The organism is Huijunlia imazamoxiresistens (assembly GCF_037132455.1).
In the GTDB taxonomy this organism is placed as follows: Bacteria; Bacteroidota; Bacteroidia; order Chitinophagales; family Chitinophagaceae; genus Flavisolibacter; species Flavisolibacter imazamoxiresistens.
The window spans coordinates 14,493-30,064 of sequence record NZ_JBBBEI010000039.1 but is presented as its reverse complement, the minus strand read 5'-3'; the positions used below and the strand labels follow the sequence as shown (position 1 = coordinate 30,064).

General features: G+C 58.7%; 6 protein-coding genes. 3 read left to right on the top strand and 3 right to left on the bottom strand.

What is annotated here, in order from left to right; all coding sequences use genetic code 11:
* Positions 1-110: 110 nt before the first annotated feature.
* From V9K67_RS24990 to V9K67_RS24980, 3 genes are all read left to right on the top strand, one after another.
* The gene (locus tag V9K67_RS24990; RefSeq protein WP_336727510.1) at positions 111-842 is read left to right on the top strand and encodes an SDR family oxidoreductase; all 732 of its coding nucleotides are present in this window, start codon (positions 111-113) and stop codon (positions 840-842) included.
* Between the two features lie 13 nt (positions 843-855).
* Positions 856-2,259, top strand: coding sequence for an MFS transporter (locus V9K67_RS24985; RefSeq protein WP_336727508.1), 1,404 nt, complete (start codon positions 856-858; stop codon positions 2,257-2,259).
* 91 nt (positions 2,260-2,350) lie between these two features.
* A complete protein-coding gene (locus V9K67_RS24980; RefSeq protein WP_336727506.1) occupies positions 2,351-9,295 on the top strand; it encodes a right-handed parallel beta-helix repeat-containing protein in 6,945 nt (2,314 codons plus the stop codon).
* A 118-nt stretch (positions 9,296-9,413) separates the two neighbouring features.
* Here V9K67_RS24980 and V9K67_RS24975 read toward each other — a convergent pair whose 3' ends face one another.
* From V9K67_RS24975 to V9K67_RS24965, 3 genes are all read right to left on the bottom strand, one after another.
* Positions 9,414-10,781: an alpha-L-fucosidase gene (locus tag V9K67_RS24975; protein ID WP_336727503.1), complete on the bottom strand. Its 1,368-nt coding sequence runs from the start codon at positions 10,779-10,781 to the stop codon at positions 9,414-9,416.
* Between the two features lie 132 nt (positions 10,782-10,913).
* Positions 10,914-12,491: a RagB/SusD family nutrient uptake outer membrane protein gene (locus V9K67_RS24970; protein ID WP_336727501.1), complete on the bottom strand. Its 1,578-nt coding sequence runs from the start codon at positions 12,489-12,491 to the stop codon at positions 10,914-10,916.
* Positions 12,492-12,508: 17 nt separating this feature from the next.
* A complete protein-coding gene (locus tag V9K67_RS24965) occupies positions 12,509-15,556 on the bottom strand; it encodes a SusC/RagA family TonB-linked outer membrane protein (protein ID WP_336727500.1) in 3,048 nt (1,015 codons plus the stop codon).
* Positions 15,557-15,572: the final 16 nt, after the last annotated feature.

Below are 15,572 nucleotides of genomic sequence, written 5' to 3'. Positions count from 1 at the left end.
CTCCACTTATCCTACCCATAGCCCTCTGAGGAAGCGTTCCGCTTGCTCCGGGCATCTTACACCCATTATTTCCTACACCTACATATTCCCCACATTATAAATCTAAAAACATGAACACAAAAGGCAACACCATTTTCATTTCCGGCGGCTCCGCCGGCATCGGCCTGGAAATCGCAAAGCTGTTTTCCGAAAAAGGCAATAAGGTCATTATCAACGGAAGGAACCGGGAACGCCTGGATAAAGCATTGCGGCAATTAAAGAATGCCGTAGCCATCCAGGGCGACCTGTCCGTAGAAAGCGAGCGCATACGGGTAGCCGAAGAATTGAAGCAACACCACCCGCAGGTCAATGTGATCATCAACAATGCCGCCGAAGCGTATATTTACTCTTTAGACGGTAATGGAGAAGACAGTGCCTATGCACATGCTACCAAAGAGATCACGACAAATTACCTCGCCGTCATCCATTTTACCGAACTGCTGCTGCCCCTGCTGAAAGAAAAAAGCCGGGCGGCGGTGGTGAACGTCACCTCCATCGCTTCCCTGCGGCCGGCCGCCGTTATTCCCACCTATTCGGCCAGTAAAGCCGCATTGCATTTCTACACCTTATCCCTGCGGAAATCCCTGTCCGAAACAAATGTGGGCGTATACGAGCTGATACCGCCTATGGTGAATACGGAGTTTTCCGCAGGCATCGGCGGTGCAACGAATGGCATTCCCCCCGAAGAAGTGGCGGAGGAACTCCTGGCCGGCCTGGAAGACAACCGCTTCGAGATCCCGGTAGGAAAAACCAAGGCCGTACACACCGTGCTCGAAGAAGCGTTTGCTCAATTCCAATCGTAAAATTTCTTTCTCTATGAATCATAGCGCCAACAAATGGCTGCAGCATGGCATCCTGCTCACGGCCCCGCTGCTGACCGTCATCGATGTCTTTATTGTCAATATTGCGCTCCCCTCGATCAAAGAAAGCCTCCGGGCCTCCGACAGTGCGGCTGAACTGATCATTGCCTCCTACCTCCTCGGCTATGCCTCCTTCCAGGTCACCGGCAGCAGGGCCGGTGACATCCGGGGACGGAAAAAAGTCTTTTTATGGGGCATGCTGTTCTTTGTGCTCAGCTCCTGCGTGTGCGGACTGGCGAACAGTGCAGCGATGCTGATCGCCGCACGATTTTTCCAGGGGGTGAGCGGTGCCTTTATGATGCCGCAGGCGCTGGCCTATGTACAGGTGCTTTTTCCCGAACCCAAAGAGCGGACGAGGGCCATCGGCTATGTAGGGATCACCCTGGGTGCCGCCTCCGTGCTGGGCCAGTTCCTGGGCGGTTTCCTTGCCGGCCTGGATACCTTCACCGAAGGCTGGCGGTTCATTTTTTTCATCAACCTGCCCATCGGCCTGGCCGCCTTCTGGCTGGCTAAAAAGTTTTTAATCAATACAGGGCAGAATACAAAACAAAGGTTTGACTATTCCGGCGTGGTGCTGTTCACCCTGGCCCTGGGCAGCCTGATCTACCCGCTGACGGAAGGAAGGGAAAAAGGCTATCCTTTGTGGAGCTTTGGGATGATTGCCTCCTCGCTGGTATTGTTTTACATTTTTATCCGCAACCAGAAGACGAAACTGCTGAAAAGGCAACACCCGCTGGTGGATATCCGGCTGTTCCGCATAAAGGATTTTAACCTGGGGTTGCTCCTGCTGATCTTTTACTTCATCATGCATACCGCTTACCTGCTGGTGTCCACCCTGTATTTTCAAAACGGGTTGCACTGCACACCGTTTCAAACGGGCCTGTACTTCACGGTCTGGGGCACGTGTTTTACCCTTTCGTCTTTTCTTTCCATCCGCCTGGTGAATGCCTTTGGCAAAAAGCCCGTACAGGCAGGGATAGCGCTGATGATCCTGGTGTTCCAGCACCAGTTGCTCTATTTCGATGACCAGCTAAGCGAACAGACCCTGTTGTTCAATTTGCCGTTGCTGGGCTTCAGCGGCGGGCTGGTGCTGCCTTCGCTGATCAACCTGGCACTGAAGAAGGTGCCGCCCCAGTTTGCCGGCATCGCTTCGGGCACGTATTCCACCGTGCAGCAAACCGCCTCTTCATTGGGCATCTGTTTTATCGGCGGGTTGTTCTTCAGCGTTGCGGGCACCTCGGGTGATTTTGTAAAAGCCTTTCACTATAGCTTATATGCGGAGATCCTTTGCCTCGTGGCCGGGTTTATCCTGCTGTATTTTATGGAGGACCTGAAACCCCAACCGGAAAAGCCTTCCTGAACAGAAGCATCCGGGCAATTAAATAGAATTGTACAGCTTACATTTTATAACTAATTTTAATGCCCGGTTTACCCGTACCCAAAACAATGCTATGAGAAAACTTCCAGGCGCCTTCCTGGCGCTGCTCTTTTCCCTGCTGCTCCTGGCACAACGCTCCCAGGCGCAGGGGTGTCCCCCCGCCCTGAACGGCGGCACCCTTTCCGCCAACGCCCCTACTGTTTGCGCTTCCTATTATTTCACCATCAGCGTGGCGGGCAGTTCCACCGGCACGGGCCTGACCTACCTGTGGCAGTCCTCGCCCGACGGCACCACCTGGACCGACCTGCCCGGGGCTTCCGACGCCAGCCTGGGCACTATGCAGAAGGCTACCACCTGGTACCGCCGCAAAACGGCCTGCAGCGGGGGCGCTACGGCTTATTCCGACAGCCTGCTGGTGCCGCTGCGGGCGTTCCACCAATGCTATTGCCAGCCTTTCTCCGCTTTGTGCTCCGGCGCGTATACCATTACGCAGGTACAGTTCGGAGGCCTCCGCAACAGCAGCGACTGCGGCAGCGGGAATTTTTCCGACTACACCGCCACCCTGGCGCCGGCCCGCATTGCCCGGGGAACGTTTCAATCCCTGGCGGTGGCTACCGGCAGCGCCACAGCCCGGTATGTGCACTGCTACGTGGATTTCAACCAGGACGGCGACTTCGGCGCCCGGGAATACACCCGGCTGTCCGCCCCCACCGCCGCCGGGCTGTATACCGGCTATATCCGGGTACCCTTTGGTGCAAAGCTGGGCGTTACCCGCATGCGGATCGCCTATAATGCCGATGCCGCCCACTCCGCCTGCGCTACCTCCTATGCCGGCGAAACGGAGGACTACGCCGTGGAGATCCTGCCGGCCACTTCCACCGCCACCGGCTTCGCCCTTCATGTAAAACCCTCCGCCCCCGGCTCCAACGGTTCCGGCGCCAGCTGGGCCGATGCCCTGACCAGCGTGCGGACGGCGATCAGCAACGCCGCGCCGGGCGACACCATCAAAGTGGCGGCGGGCACCTATTACGCCGGCGCCAGCCGGACCAACGGCCTGGAACTGACCGACTCGATCGTGGTGCTGGGCGGCTATCCCGCCACCGGCAATCCCCTGGATGCCGACCGCCATCCCGGCCACTACCCTACCATCCTGAGCGGCTACGAAAACGCCGCCCGCGCCGGTGCCGACTACCACGTGCTGTATGCCAGCGGCCCCATGAATGCCTGCCTGGTGGACGGCTTTATCGTGCAAAACGGCGGGTCGGGCAATGGCACGGATGCCCAGAACCGGGGCGGCGGCATCAGCATCGAAAACGGCGCCAACATAACGGTGCGCCGGTGCGTGTTCCGCAACAACGCCTCCTACGAGAGCGGTTCGGCCATTGCCGTACATCATGCCCGCCCTTCTTTTTTCAACTGCATCGTGACAGGCAACTACAGCAGCCCCATAACCGTTCAGCACAACGCCGCGCCGGTTTTTGTAAACTTACTGGCGGCCCGCAACGCCGGCGCCGAACTGCTGCTGGTGGACAGCGGGCAGGTGACCCTGAAGAACAGCACGCTGGCGGTCAATGCCTGCTCGGGCAGCCTGGTGGCGGCCCGGCGCCACAGCACCGTGAGCCTTTCCAATACCATCGCTTATTTTAATACCCTTTCCGCGGTAAACTGGAACAGCCAGGCCTTCGACCTGCCCGAGGTACAGCTCGAGGCCTCCACCTGCACCTCCGACTACGCGCTGCTGCAGGTGCAGCAATGGGGTACCCACCTGCTGCGGGGCGTGCGGCCCCGGTTCCGCGACACCGCCAGCGTCGAAGGAGCCGACGGGCGCTATTTTACCGCCGACGACGGCTTTGCGCTGCAACACCCGTGTTCCCCGGCCCTGAATGCCGGCGGCAACGCCCTGGCCGACGGCATTTTCCAGGATATCCTGGGCAACCGCCGGGTATTTGACGGCACCGTCGACCTCGGTGCCTATGAAGCGCAGCAGGCGGCAACTGCTCCTCCGAAGGTGCTGTATGTGAACGCCGCGGCTACCGGCGCCGGCAACGGCAGCAGCTGGGACGACGCCTTTACCGACCTGCACCAGGCCCTGCAAGCCTGCAGCGATACCATCAAGGTGGCCGCCGGTACTTATGCCCCCTACCAGAATGGGCCGAAAGCGCCCTACTGGCTCGAGAACAAACGCATTATCTGGGGCTGCTACCCGCCCACGGGAAACCCCGCCGATGCCGCCCGTGACTATGACCGCTACCCGACCTATATCAATGGACAGAACGCCGGCGGCCAGGAAAACCTCCTGGTTCGCGGCCTCGGGCTGGACAGCAGCTCGGTGCTGGACGGGTTTACGGTAACCCAGGGCGGGAATGGAAAATCCAACTACGAAGAAGGCCTGCTGCTCTACAGCCAGTGCCAGAACCCCGTGATCAGCAACTGCCGGTTTACCGGCAACAACGGCCGCCTCCTGTTGGCCCGGGACAACCAGGACCTGCTGCTGCGCCGCTGCAGCTTTGAGCACAATACCCTCATTACCCTGGATAATCTGGATGAACTGGTAGCTCTCCGCAACCACCCGAAGGCCAGCCTGCAGCAATGCGTGTTCCGCAACAACACCGTACAAAGAGCGACCACCCCGGATATGGGATATGGCCGGATACTGGTGCTGCGGCAGGCATCGGCGCAGATCGACAGCTGCTCCTTTTTACAAAACCACGCCCAGGTACTGGCCAACCAAGCCAGCAACCCGGTAGTGACCGCTTCCCTGTTCCTGGGCAATATTGCCGGCGCCCAGCCTACGGACATCAGTAACTTCCAGTCCAACCCGGTATTTCGCAACTGCCGGTTCCGGGACTCCACCGGGACGGTTTTCCTTTCCCAACGGGGCGGCATTTGCTTCAACTACCAGAGCAACCCTACCTTTACCGACTGCCGGTTTGAGAACGGCCGGGTAGACTACTATGGAGGCGTGGCCTACAGCGACAGCTCCCTGCCGGTTTTTACCAACTGCGTCTTCAGCAATTGCAACAATGCCTTTTACAATACCAACAGCAGCCATATCCGGCTGACCAACTGCATCGCCACGGGCAGCGAGGGCTCCGGCTATGCGCCGGCCTTCATGCAGAATTACCGCAGCAACCCCGTGATCAGCAACTGCGTGGTGGTGAACAGTAAAACCCCGGAAGCCGGCCTGATCCGCAATGACGCCCAGTCGTCGCCGCGGATCTACAACAGCATTTTCTGGCGCAACTTCCAGATCGGGGTCTACGATTCAGCGGCGCTCAAGGCCCGCACCGAGATCGTGAACGCCAGCGCCACCCAGGCGCAGCCCTTTATCCGGAATTCGATGTTCGAGTTTTACACGGCTGCCGGCAGCACCAACACGACGGGCAAGGACCCGCGGCTGGCGAACTATATCCGGCCGGCCGGCGAGGACGGCCGCTGGTTTACGGCCGACGACGGCCTGCAGCTCTGTGATTGCAGCCCGGCGGTCAATACCGGCGACAATGCCTACGTCTCCACCCCCACCGACCTCAGCGGGCAGCCCCGCATGTATGGCGGCCAGGTGGACCGAGGCGCCTACGAACGGCAATCCATGCCTTTGCCTGCCGTTCCGGCCACCGTTTACGTGCAGGCCGGCGCCTCCGGCGCCGCCGACGGCAGCAGCTGGGCCCGGGCCTACGGCAGCCTGCACCAGGCGCTGCAAAACCCCTGCGCCGATACCCTGAAGCTGGCCGCCGGCGTTTACCGCCCGGCCGTCGCCGACCGCGACAGCTCCTTCACCATCGACCGGCGGCTGGTGGTGCTGGGCAGCTACGATCCTGCCACCGGCCTGCGCGACGTGGACGCCCACCCCACCATCCTGTCCGGCGACATCGGCCGGGCGCAGGATTCCACCGACAACAGCTTCGGCCTCCTGAACGCTTTTTACATCGACACGCTGCAGCTCGACGGACTGGTGCTGAAAGAGGCCCGCTACGACACCTTCCCCGCCCGCCTCCCCTTTGCCCTGAATGCCGACTATATCGAACACCTGCGCCTGTACAACTGCCGGTTTGTGAACAACTACAGCCTCGGCAACGGCACCCTCATGCTGCGGCGGATCAAAAACCTGGACCTGCGCCAATCGGTATTTTCCGGCAACCAGGCCTCCGCGGGCGCCGGCCTCTATTTGAGCCAGTGCGGTCCCCGGCGCTCCCTTACCGGCTGCGTCTTTGAACGCAACAAGGCCAGCTCCGGCGGCGCCATCTGGTGGGAAGGAACGGGCGGCCAGATCGCCAACTGCCTGTTCTCGGCCAACGAGGCCGTACTGGGAGCCGGCCTGTGCCTGCTTGATAACGAGGGCGTTGCCCTCACCAACTGCACCTTTGCCAACAACCGCATCCTGTCGCCCGGCCTTGGGGGCGGCGGCATTTATTCCAGTGGAAGAGCTATGCCCTCGATTGCCAACTGCCTCTTTACCGGCAACGGTGCCACGCCCGGAAGCGTACAAAACCCCTTCGACGACCTCTATTACCGTAAAAGCGGCAACCCACCGGGCCAATACGAGGTGGAATGGCCCATCCGCAACAGTGCGGTCAGCACGCCGCCCCGGTACTGGTATGGCGGCGGCCTGCTGCCGCCCCATGCGATCACGTATCGCAACAGCGGCAACCCCATAGGCCCCGACGGCAAATGGTTCACCGCCGACGACGGCCTGCAGCTGGCCCCCTGCTCCGACGGCATCGACAAAGGCGAGAACAGCGTGGTAACCACGCCCAAAGACCTGGCCGGCAACAACCGCATCGCCGGGACGGCGGCGGACCTGGGCGCCTACGAACAATCCGGCAGCAGCCCCTGGGCCTCCAACCAGCTGCTGACCCGGGCCGCCGATTCCCTGGCCGCCAACCGGGAGCTCACCGACACCGCCGGCTGGACCCACTACTACAGCAACTGCACCTACCTGCTGTCCGTGAAAAAGAAGGGCAAAAACATCGGCTCCGTCAACGACGGCTCCCTGGTGGTGAAGGTGGCCACCACCCCCCGATACGGCACCGGCTCCGGCACCGACCTGACCTTCGCCGCCTACAATACCGGCGGCGGGGCGTGGTACGCCCTGAACCGGTACTGGACCCTGAAAGCAACGGCCGTCCTGACCGACAGCCTGCTGGTCCGCTTTCCCTTTACCACGGCCGACCTGGGCGATGTACAAGGCAGCAATCCCCAGCTGGGCCGGCCGGCGGACCTCGAATTTTTTACCGCATCCGGCGCCGCCAACCCGCTGCACCCCGCGGTGCCGGCAACGGCCGTTTCCTGGTACGCCCCGGGCGCCGCGCCTTCGCTGCGCACCTGGACCTATGCCCGGATGGACACCCTGCACGTGGCCGAATACTATGTCAGCAGCTTTGGCGGCAGCGGTGGCGGCACCCATGCCACCCTGGGCCTTCCCGACCTGGTGACCGGCAGCCCTTCGGCGACGCCGGCAGCCCCCGAGGCCGGCGCCACGCTCACGATTTCCTTTACGGAAACCAACCGGGGAGCGGCCCCCGCAGCCGGCCACCAGGTACAGTTCTACCTGTCGGCCGACCCGGTGCTGACCCCCGGCCTGAATGGCGACGTACTGCTGGGAACCCTGGACCGCCCCCCGCTTTATGCCGCTGCCGGCGCCGTGGCGCTGACCCAACAGCTGGTCATCCCCTGTTCCACCGCGGCGGGGACCTATACCCTGTTCCTGGTAGCCGATGGCGGCAATGCCGTCAGCGAATCGGATGAAAACAACAACCGCTCGTCCCTAACGCTGACCATCAGCGGCAACGCGGCGCCTGCCGTACCGGTGATCACCGCCACGCCTGCGGCCACCGCCTGCGCGGGCACCCCGGTGGCGCTTACTGCCGCCAGCGCCGGCTGCACCAATTGCAGCTACCGGTGGAACACCTTTGCCACGGGCCCCAGCCTGCAGGCAACGGCTTCCGGCACGTATACCGTCACCGTCACCAATGCCTGCGGCACGGCTACCGGCAGCCAGGCGGTCATCCTCCACCCCCTCCCTGCCGTTACGGTCAGCGCATCCGCCGCGGCGGTTTGCGCGGGCAAAACGGTGACCCTGTCGGCCACGGGCGCCGCCAGCTATTCCTGGAGCGGCAGCGGCCTGGAGGCCGCTACGGGCAGCACGGTTTCCGCCACGCCGCCGGCAGCCGGCAGCTATACCTACACGGTTACCGGCACCAGCAATGGCTGCACCGCCACCAAAACGGTCGGCATCACCATTCACCCGCTTCCCCGCGTGACTGTATCGCCCGCCGATACCTCCCTTTGCACCGGCACCCCGATCACCCTGGACGCCAGCGGCGCCGGGATGTTCAGCTGGACCGCAGGTCCCGGCCTGATCGCCACCACCATGCCCACCGTCAGCTTCGTGCCGCCGGCATCTGCCGTATATACGGTTACCGGCACCTCGCCCAACGGATGCAGCGCCACCGCTACGGCCAGCGTCCGCCTGGTTGCCTGGGCGACACCCCAGGTCAGCGTTTCCTACAGCGGCTGCCCCGGCAGCGAGCTGCGGTTTTCCGCCTGGCCGGTGAACGGCGGGAACCACCCGCAATACCAGTGGTATGTGGACGAGGTGCGGCAGGCCGCCAATGGAGCGGACTTTACCCTGAAAACTGCCGCCAACGGCGTATCGGTTTTCGCCCGGATGATCCCGGACCTGGCCTGCGCCTCTCCGCAACTGGCTACTTCCAACCCGGTACGGATCGACTGCATCGCTCCGCCGGCGCCTCCTATCGATTCCCTTCCGGCGCTTTCCGTCGGGCCCAACCCCTCCGACGGTCTGCTGACGGTGCGGCTGCGCCTGCCGCAGGCCGAAACGGTCACCTTCACCGTGGTGAATGCCTCCGGCAACGTGGTGTATTCCAGCACCCTGACGGCCGCCCGGGGCACGACGACGAAGACCATTGACCTGCGCGACCAGCCCGGGGGACTCTATTTCCTGAAAATGGCTATCGGGCGGAACCTGTTCGTGGAGAAAATTTTGCTGATCAAATAGAAAGCGCCCGGCCCCTCCTCAATAAAAACGTCCATCTCCCGTTGGGGAAGATGGACGTTTTTATTGAGGAGGGGCACTGCTATTCCTGTCTTTTCCGGTTCAGCGATTGCTCAACGGATTATTTTGTTTCCAGGCAAAAGGTGGGAACCACCGCGTTCACCATTTCGGGGGTTACGGAAAGCGTAATCCCCTCCTGGCCCTGGGTAAACCTTACTTTTTTACCGCCGAGGATCTTGCACGAAACGACTTTTTTATCCAGCGCCGGCAGTTTGATCTCGGTGGCGTTTTGGGGCAGCTTCACCAGGTGCACGAAGACCTTGTTTCCTTTATGGGTGGACCCGTAATAATCATCGATGGGTGCAAACGGGCCCGGGCGGGTGCCGTAAATGCTTTCGCCGTTGACGGCCAGCCAGCGGCCCACCTCTTTCAGGCGTTCCACATGGCGGGCAGGGATAACGCCGTCGGGGTCCGGCCCCACGTTCAGCAGCATATTGCCGCCCCGGTCCACCGTGTTGACCAGCATGTCCACGACTTCTTTCAGCGACATCAGCTGGTCCGTCTTAAAGTAGCCCCAGCTGAAATGGCCGGTCAGGTTCAGGCATTTTTCCCAGGGAAAAGGAATGATCGGCCCTTTGACCGGGGCGCTCCCCTCGTTTGTCTGAAAATCTCCAGCCATACCCGACCGGGGGTTGATGACGATGTCGGGATTATAGCGCCTGACCATCCCATTCAGCTTCAGGGGTTCCCAAAACCAGGCGGCATCCGCGTCGTGGCCTTTGTGTGCCAGCCAGGAACCATCATACCACATAATATCGATCTTCCCATAGTTTTTCACCAGCTCTTCCACCTGGTCATAGGTTTGCTTTTTCAATAACGCAGCGTTCTGGGGAAGTCCTTTCGGATCAAAATACCCGGGGAACCGCCAGTCCAGGGGCGAGTAGTACAGGCCCACACGCAGGCCGGCCCGGCGGCAGGCTTCCGTATATTCCTTTACAAAGTCGCGGTGCGCGGCGGTTTCCCAACTATTGAACTTATTATAGCTTCCGGGGCTGTTCCATAAAGCAAAACCATCATGGTGCCGGCTGACCATCACCATGTACTTCATCCCGGCCTCTTTGGCCACTTTGGCCCAGGCATCCGCGTCAAAATGCCGGGGACGGAACTGGCCGGCCAGTTTTGCATACGCTTCTGCCGGGATTTTTTGGTTGAACATCGTCCATTCCCCGGTTGCCGGGATGGAATAAAGTCCCCAGTGCACAAACATCCCGAACTTCTGGTCTTCCCACCATTTCATCTTCTCCGGGGGAAGGTTGGAGCCGGGGCCGGAAACACCAGCGCCCTGGTTCTTCAGGCCCGGGTACATGATCTGGCCTTTTTGCATGGATTTTTTTTCGGCCTCGCCCATCTCCTGGCTGCTGGCAGCCAGGGAAAGTCCTAATAAAGAAAGAAGGAATGCCGTTGCTTTGAAGGGAGCCCGCCGTCTCATGGTCGTTTGTTGATTTTTAGTTTGGGTTATAAAACAGGTTACAAGATACTATTTAAAGAAAATGCACGCTGTGGAAACAGCGCGCCTGATGCTTGCTTGCTACTGATATCTTTTGATCGGCCCCGGCCCGTCTTATTCCGACTGGTTATCCGGGTTCTGAACCAGCGCCTTGCTGGAGTTCAGGTCATAGGTGGGGATCTTCCACAAAAAAGTCTTTTTGGGCCGGAAGGTCAGGGGCGAATACAACCACAGGCCGTTCCCCACGCCGTACTCCACTTCCGCCTTTACCTCTTTGCCCAGCCTGCCGGTACGCAGGGCATCGTAATACAACTGGCCTTCCCCTATCAACTCATGCACCCGTTCCGTATACAGGGAATCCGCAAACTGCTCTTTGCTGAGCCCGTCTTTAAGCTCGGGCAGCTTCGCCCTTTTGCGTACCTGGTTGATCTTATTGTATGCCTCCGAGCCTGGCCCGTTCAGTTCGTTTTCGGCCTCGGCATAGTTCAACAGCACTTCCGAAAAACGGGTAACATAGTAGTTCGTAGCCGGGCTCCCGGTGGTATACGATTGTTCGCTGCGGTCGTAATATTTGAGGTTACCGGGAGTAGCGCTGGGCCAGCCCTGCGTACCCGGGTGGTTGCCCTTATCGGCGGCTACCCAGCTGATGCCTTGCCCGGTAGACAAGGTGATGGACGTTAAAAAAGTCGCCTGTTTTCGTGCATCCTGGTCGCTGAAGGAATTATAGGTGCGCAAGGAAGGCCCATACCGGTAATACATGTACGAACCGAAGTTCTTATCCTGGATATTCAGCCCTCCATCAATATGAAAACGGGAGGCATTGGGAACGTCGCCGGGAACACCCACGTAACCGAATTCGACTTCAAAAATGGACTCTTTGCCATGTTTGTTGGCGGTATTGTACCACATCCACAGGTTTTTAAAGTCCTCTTCCAACTGGTATTCGCCGGAGTTGATCACTTCCAGGGAATATTTTTTGCTTTCCTGGAAATAAGCAGACTTATGGGCGCTTTCCGTCATGCTGCCCCGGTACAGGAATACTTTCCCCAGCAAAGCCAGGGCAGCACCCCGGGTGGCCCGCCATTTTTCACCGGCAGCCCGTTCGGCTTTCTTCGGCAGCTTTTCTGCGGCATACTTCAAATCGGCAATGATGTAATCATATACTTCGTCCGGAGTTTTACGCGGGATTTCCAGGTTATTCAGGTCGGATGTATAGCTTTCCGGAATGGGCACCCCGCCGTATAACCGCAGCAGGTGGAAGTAGGTAAGCCCCCGCATAAAATGCGCTTCGCCCAGGATCTGCTCCTTGCGTACGGCATCCATCTCTACTCCTGCGCCCCGCCCGAGGACCGCATTCACCTGGTTGATGATCTTATACGCATCCCCCCATTTGTTGATAGTGTTATCGGGATCGTTGGCATAGCCCCAGCTATTGTAAATGTGAGGGTTCGATTTGGTACGGGTGGGGGCGCCGGTTTCGGAAGCGGCCTCGATGATCATGAAGTAGTTGTACACATCACCGCCGCCAAAGGCGGTCTGGAAGTATTTATAGCCGGACACCATAGCAGTTTTCAGGTCTTCTTCCGATTGGTAAAAATCCTTGGATGCAATGTTTTTATACACTTCCTCATCCAGCTTGGTACAGGAAGAAACCACCGTCAATGCCAGTAAGGAATATATGAGCTTTTTCATTTGAGCAGACTTGTAGATTAGAAATTAAGGTTGAAGCCGAACAGGATCATCTTTGCAAAGGGGTTGGCAATGTCGCCGTTTTCCGGGTTGTACCCGCGGAAGTTGGTCTTTGTAAAGAAGTTTTGCGCGTTTACATAGACCGTTGCGCTTTGCACCGGGATCTTTTTGAAAAGGCCCGGGTTGAGGTCATACCCCAGCCGCACGTTGCGCAGGATGAAAAAGTTCCGGCCGCCATTGGACCTGTCGGAGAACTGCCCCTGCCTGGTCCCTGCCTTGGAGAAGGTACCCCCGGGATTGGAAGGCGACCACATCCGGTCCAGCACATATTGGGAGGGCGTATAGTTGCGGCCCTGGATCTGGTAGTCACCAATCAGCGCATAGCCCGTATACGTGGTGGCAATATTGGTGGCACCCTGGCCAAATACGTCCAGTGTCAGGTTCTTATACGACAGGCTGGTGTTGATACCGTAATAGAAGTTGGGTTCGGTGGTTCCGATATTCACATAATCGGCAGAAGTTACTTTTCCATCCCCGTCCTGGTCCACATACCATTCCGCTCCCAGCTCCAGGAAGTTATTCGCCGGCTGTAATTTTCTGGCAGCGTCCAGTTCTTCCTGGGTGCGGATGATGCCGGCCGACTCACGGGTATAGACGGCATTGATCGGCTGGCCTACTTTCAGCATCCGGGCCACACCCTGGTCGTCACTCAGCATGACGGATCGTACATCATCATACAGGGACAGGATTTTGTTTTTATTCCGCGTCACATTTCCGCCGACGCTCCATTTCACGGCGTTCGTGTTCACTACCTTCACGTTCAGACTGGCTTCGATCCCCTTGTTTTCCACATCGCCGATATTCTTATAGGCGCTGCTGAAGCCGGAGGTGGTCGGGATCGGAACGAGGTAAATCAGGTCATTGCTTTTCCGGTGGTAGTAATCCACCGTAAGGTTCACCCGGTTTTTCAACAGGGCGGCATCAACGCCCAGGTCCATCTGCCTCGTGCTTTCCCATTTTAAGTCGGGGTTGCCGATTCCTTCATTCAGGCCTAACAGCAACTGCGTGCTGCCCGTAACATAGTTGGTGGGGGAAAGCAGGGACAAGGACCGGTAATTGCCGATCTCCTGGTTGCCGATAAAGCCATAGCTTCCCCGGACCTTCACATCCGAAACGACGGCCTTAAACGGCTGCATAAACGCTTCGTTGCCCAGGTTCCAGCCCAGGCCCACGGAAGGGAAAAAGCCCCATTTGCTGTTGGCGCCAAACCTCGAAGAGCCATCGTAACGGCCCGTAACGGTTAACAGGTAACGATCATCATAAACGTAAGCGGCCCGACCGGTACCGGAAACCAGCTTGTTGGAGTATTTATCCGAAACCGGCTTATTGGAGACGCTGGCCAGCGACACATCATTATAGCCGGTAATATCCGAAGGAAAGCCGGTTCCGCTTACGGACAGGGACTCATACAGGTACTTTTGAAAAGAGTATACGGCCGTTGCGGTGAGCTTGTGTTGCTTCCAGCGATTGTCATAAGTGAAAATATTCTCGTTCAGGATCTGCCGCTGTTGGGCATAGGTTTGCCGGCCGCTGCCTTTATTGTTCCAGCCGGTGGTGGATTTGGAAGTGGCAAAATAATATTGCTTGGCATCACTGAAATCCGTCCCGAAATTGGTTTTAAAGCTCAGGTGCTTTCCCAGTTTGAAGTTGGCGTACACGTCCCCGATCACCCGGTTGGTGCCGGTCTCATTGCTGATCTGGCCGGCATCCGCCACCGGGTTCCACCGGCCTTCCACATACGGACGGTGTACCGCATCATCGGCCGCATAATAAAACGAACCATCCGCCTTCCGTACGGGCATGGTGGGCCATCCGTACCGGAAGATATTTTCGATACCGGGATCAAAGGTCTCCTGGACCGACCGGTTTACCTGCAGGTGGGTGCCGATCGTCAGCCACGAAGCGGCACTGTGTTCGAGGTTTGTTCGTACCGTGTATCGTTTAAAGCCCGATTCCAGCAATAATCCATCCTGCGAAAAGATACCGCCGGATAACAGGTACTTTGTTTTCGATGTACCGCCGCTGAAGCTGACCGTATGGTTTTGAATGGGAGCCTTGTCTTTGATCAGAGCCTCCTGCCAGTCTTCGTTGTACGCCGGGGCCGGGTTGGCGGTGGTATACACCGGCTTGTTCACCGTATTGGTATAGGCCGCATTGATGAAGTCGATGAACGCCTCCCGGTTGGGCAGTTTCACCAGGCGGGAAGGCGTTTGCACCCCGTAATAAGAGGAAACGGAAACGTTATTGCGATTGGCGGCCCCGGACTTCGTCGTGATCATGATGACGCCATTGGCGCCCCTGGAACCATAAATGGCCGTGGAAGAAGCATCCTTCAATACTTCAATGGAGGCGATATCACCGGAATTGAAATCATTCAGGGAGGCGTTCTCCAGCGGGAATCCATCCACCACGATCAGCGGATCGTTGGAGGCATTAATGGAACCCGTACCCCGGACCCGTATTTTAGGCCGGCTGCCCGGGGCGTTATTGGTCATAATGGAAACACCGGCCGCCCGTCCCTGCAGGGCATCGGCAACGTTGGAAGTAGCCACCGAATTGATCTCCTTGCTTTTCAGCTGGGTAACGGAGCCGGTCAGGTCGCTTTTGCGTTGCGTGCCATAACCCACCACGACCACCTGGTCCAGGGAACCGGCAAGGGTCTTCAGCCCTACATCCAGGGAAAAGGTGGTGCCGCCTTTGAGGTTATAACCCGATAAGGTCTGCGCCTCATAGCCCACGCTGGAAAAGGAAAACCTGTAGGGGCCTCCCGCCGGAACCTGCACCGTAAACACACCGGCGCTATCCGTTTTTGTTCCGGTGGTAAAATTGTTTTGGCTGTTGCGGATGATGACCGACACGCCGGGCAGGTTTTGCCGGCTGTCGCCGTGCACAATGCCTTTTACGACACTGAGGTTTTGCTGGGCCCGGGAAGTAAAGGGCTGATGGACCAGCGCAAGTGAGAACAGGGCAAGAAAGGCCGCCCTGGTTTGGGATTGCGTACATTTCATATGGCTTACAATTGTG

Coding starts and splice junctions, on each gene's coding strand:
- V9K67_RS24990 (WP_336727510.1), top strand. CDS start 111: ATGAACACAAAAGGCAACACCATTTTCATTTCCGGCGGCTCCGCCGGC.
- V9K67_RS24985 (WP_336727508.1), top strand. CDS start 856: ATGAATCATAGCGCCAACAAATGGCTGCAGCATGGCATCCTGCTCACG.
- V9K67_RS24980 (WP_336727506.1), top strand. CDS start 2,351: ATGAGAAAACTTCCAGGCGCCTTCCTGGCGCTGCTCTTTTCCCTGCTG.
- V9K67_RS24975 (WP_336727503.1), bottom strand. CDS start 10,781: ATGAGACGGCGGGCTCCCTTCAAAGCAACGGCATTCCTTCTTTCTTTA.
- V9K67_RS24970 (WP_336727501.1), bottom strand. CDS start 12,491: ATGAAAAAGCTCATATATTCCTTACTGGCATTGACGGTGGTTTCTTCC.
- V9K67_RS24965 (WP_336727500.1), bottom strand. CDS start 15,556: ATGAAATGTACGCAATCCCAAACCAGGGCGGCCTTTCTTGCCCTGTTC.